The sequence below is a fragment of the Methylibium sp. T29-B genome (assembly GCF_000576225.1).
Classification (GTDB): Bacteria; Pseudomonadota; Gammaproteobacteria; order Burkholderiales; family Burkholderiaceae_C; genus Methylibium; species Methylibium petroleiphilum.
Genome location: NZ_AZSN01000244.1, coordinates 1 through 3,678, shown reverse-complemented (window position 1 = coordinate 3,678; position 3,678 = coordinate 1). Strand labels below are relative to the sequence as shown.

The window sequence follows — 3,678 nt, the reverse complement described above, 5'->3', positions numbered from 1 at the left end:
GGTGGTGGTGGCGGCCGACGACACGCGCACGGTCGAGGCCTGTGCGCGCCATGGCGTGCGGGCGCTGCTGACGCGCCGCGACCATGCAACCGGCAGCGACCGCCTCGCCGAGGCGTGCGACCTGCTCGCACTGCCGGACAGCGAAATCGTCGTCAACGTGCAGGGCGACGAGCCGCTGATCGATCCGGCGCTGATCGACGCCTGCGCACGCCTGCTGGCCGAGCGCCCCGAATGCGTGATGGGCACGGCCGCCCACGCGATCGACACCGTGGCGGAGTTCGAGAACCCGAACGTCGTGAAGGTGGTGTGCGACGCGCTGGGCCGGGCATTGAGCTTTTCGCGGGCGCCGATGCCCTGGTGGCGCGATGCTACGCCGCTGGGCTGCGCCAGGCAACAGCGCTGAGCGATCCGCCGCCGCTGCGGCACATCGGTCTGTATGCCTACCGGGCCGGCTTCCTGCGCCGCTACCCGACGCTGGCGCCGAGCCCGATCGAGACGATCGAATCGCTCGAACAGCTGCGCGTGCTCTGGCACGGCGAGCGCATCGCGGTGCACGTGAGTCCGCTGCGTCCCGGCCCGGGCGTCGACACGCCCGACGACCTGGCACGCGTGCGCGCCCTGCTCCACGATACGGGGCAAGAACCGCCGCGCGAGTCAGGTTGACGAAAGGCTGCGTGGTATTCTCATTTTGACCCTGCAGGCAACGCTCCTTCACGGTCGAGCAGCTGCGAGACAAGCCGCGTGCCGCCTCCGGGTGCCACGGCGTGCGAACCGACAAGAAACCACGAGGACCCGCGATGAAACTGATCCTGTTGGGCGCACCCGGCGCTGGCAAGGGCACCCAAGCCACCTTCATCTGCCAGAAGTTCGGAATCCCGCAGATCTCGACCGGCGACATGCTGCGCGCCGCCGTCAAGGCTGGGACCCCGCTGGGGCTGGAGGCCAAGAAGGTGATGGACAGCGGCGGCCTCGTCAGCGACGACATCATCATCGGCCTCGTCAAGGAACGCATCACGCAGCCGGACTGCGCCAACGGCTTCCTGTTCGACGGCTTCCCGCGCACGATCCCGCAGGCTGACGCGATGAAGGCCGCGGGCGTGAAGCTCGACCTCGTGCTGGAGATCGACGTGCCCGACGAGGCCATCATCGAACGCATGAGCGGTCGCCGCGTGCACGTGGCCTCGGGCCGCACCTACCACGTCAAGTTCAACCCGCCCAAGGTGGCCGGCGTCGACGACGTGACAGGCGAACCGCTGATCCAGCGCGACGACGACAAGGAAGCCACCGTGCTCAAGCGTCTGCAGGTCTACCAGAGCCAGACCCGGCCGCTGGTCGACTACTACGCCGCCTGGGCCGCGACCGGCGATGCGGCAGCCCCGAAGTACCGCAAGATCGCCGGCACCGGCAGCGTCGACGAGATCACGACGCGGGCTCTGGCGGCCCTGGCCTGAGGCCGGTCGACGGGCGGCTCGCGGCCTCTTCCTCCTTCCTCTTTTCCTTTTTGTACCGGGGCCGCAGCAGCGGCCCTTTTTCTTTCCTCCCTCCACCCATTCACCACCGGAGCTCCGCATGGATATCGCAGGCAAGGTCTATATCGTCACCGGCGGCGCCTCGGGCCTGGGCGAAGGCACCGCGCGCATGCTGGCCCGCGAAGGCGGCATCGTCGTGGTGGCCGACTTGCAGGCCGAGGCCGGTGAGGCGGTGGCGCGAGACATCGGCGGCGCCTTCGTCAAGTGCGACGTCGCCAACGAGGCCGACGGCCAGGCGGTGGTGGCGAAGGCGGTCTCGCTGGGCAAGCTGATGGGCTGGTGAACTGCGCCGGCATCGCGCCCGCCGTCAAGACGGTGGGCAAGGACGGCGCCCACCCGCTGGCCGTGTTCAGCAAGGTGGTCACGGTCAACCTGGTCGGCACGTTCAACATGATCCGGCTCGCCGCCGAGGCGATGAGCCGCAACGCCCCCGAAGCCACCGGCGAGCGCGGCGTCCTCATCTCGACGGCCTCGGTGGCGGCCTACGACGGCCAGATCGGCCAGGCGGCATATGCCGCCAGCAAGGGTGGCGTGGTCGGGATGACGCTGCCGATCGCGCGCGACCTGGCCCGCAGCGGCATCCGCAACATGACGATCGCCCCGGGCATCTTCGGCACGCCGATGCTGTTCGCGATGCCGCAGGAGGTGCAGGACGCACTGGCCGCCGGTGTGCCCTTCCCCTCGCGTCTGGGCACGCCCGCAGACTACGCCAAGTTGGTGCAGCAGATCCTCACCAACGAGATGCTCAACGGCGAGGTCATCCGCCTGGACGGGGCGATCCGGCTGGCGCCGAAATGAAAGTGGGCGCGCCCGGGCGCGAACCGCCCGCTGGCCCGACCAGGCCCTAGACTTCGCGCGTGATCCCCCAGGCTTTCATCGACGAACTGCTCGCCCGCGCCGACATCGTCGAGGTCATCGGTCCGCACGTCGAGCTCAAGCGCGCCGGCAAGGACTTCAAGGGCCTGTGCCCCTTCCACGGCGAGAAGACGCCGAGCTTCTACGTGATCCCGGCCAAGCAGTTCTATCACTGCTTCGGCTGCGGTGCCCAGGGCCATGCGCTGCGCTTTCTGACCGAGCATGTCGGGCTCGACTTCCCCGAGGCGGTGCGCGACCTCGCGCAGCGCCTGGGCATGACCGTGCCTCAGGAAGACAGCTCGCCCGAGGAGCGCGAGCGCGCCAGGGCAGCGAAGGAGCGCCAGGCCACGCTGAGCGAGGTGCTGGCGAAGGCCGGCGAGCACTGGCGCAAGCAGCTCAGGGGCAGCCCGCGCGCGGTGAACTATCTCAAGGGCCGCGGACTGACCGGCGAGATCGCGGCACGCTTCGGCATGGGCTACGCGCCCGAAGGCTGGCGAGGCCTCGCCAGCGTGTTCCCGCGCTACGACGACCCGTTGCTCGCCGAATCGGGTCTGGTAATCGTGCAGGGCGACGAAGGGCCGGAGCAGAAGCGCTACGACCGCTTCCGCGACCGCATCATGTTCCCGATCCGCTCGGTGCAGGGCGAAGTGATCGGCTTCGGCGGTCGCGTGCTCGACGCCGGCGAGCCGAAGTACCTCAACTCTCCGGAGACCCCGGTGTTCGTCAAGGGTCGCGAACTCTACGGCCTGCACGAGGCCCGCCAGGCGCTGCGCGAGCGCGGCTATGCGCTGGTGGTCGAGGGCTACATGGACGTGGTGGCCCTCGCCCAGCTCGGATTTCCGAACGCCGTGGCAACGCTTGGCACCGCCTGCACCGCCGAGCATGTGCACAAACTGCTGCGATTCACCGACCGCATCGTCTTCAGCTTCGACGGCGATGCGGCCGGCCGCCGTGCCGCCGGCCGCGCTCTGGAGGCGGCGCTGCCGCACGCCAGCGACACGCGCAGCATGAAGTTCCTGTTCCTGCCGGCAGAGCACGACCCTGATTCGTTCGTGCGTGCGCACGGCACCGCCGCCTTCGAAGCCTGCGTCGAGCAGGCGGTGCCGCTGTCGCGCCAGCTGCTCGAGGTGGCCCGCGAGGGCTGCGATCTCGACAGCGCCGAAGGGCGCGCGCGCATGCTTGCCAACGCCAAGCCGCTGTGGTCGGCGCTGCCGGATGGCGCGCTGCGGCGCCAGCTGCTGGGCGAGCTGGCGCGGGCTGGCGCCCTCGAATCCGCGGAGCTGCAGGCGCTCTG

2 protein-coding genes and 2 pseudogenes are annotated in these 3,678 nt (G+C 69.7%); all 4 read left to right on the top strand.

Features of this window, described 5'->3' with window-relative positions; all coding sequences use genetic code 11:
- Positions 1 to 663, top strand: a pseudogene (kdsB, locus tag Y694_RS20435) (3-deoxy-manno-octulosonate cytidylyltransferase); the annotation flags it as partial.
- A gap of 134 nt (positions 664 to 797) precedes the next feature.
- Positions 798 to 1,451: an adenylate kinase gene (adk, locus tag Y694_RS20430; protein ID WP_011830076.1), complete on the top strand. Its 654-nt coding sequence runs from the start codon at positions 798 to 800 to the stop codon at positions 1,449 to 1,451.
- Between the two features lie 118 nt (positions 1,452 to 1,569).
- Positions 1,570 to 2,327: pseudogene (locus Y694_RS20425) on the top strand (3-hydroxyacyl-CoA dehydrogenase).
- A gap of 59 nt (positions 2,328 to 2,386) precedes the next feature.
- Positions 2,387 to 3,678, top strand: a 1,292-nt coding sequence (gene dnaG / locus Y694_RS20420; RefSeq protein ID WP_036235982.1) for a DNA primase, incomplete at its 3' end; no start/stop codon positions are given.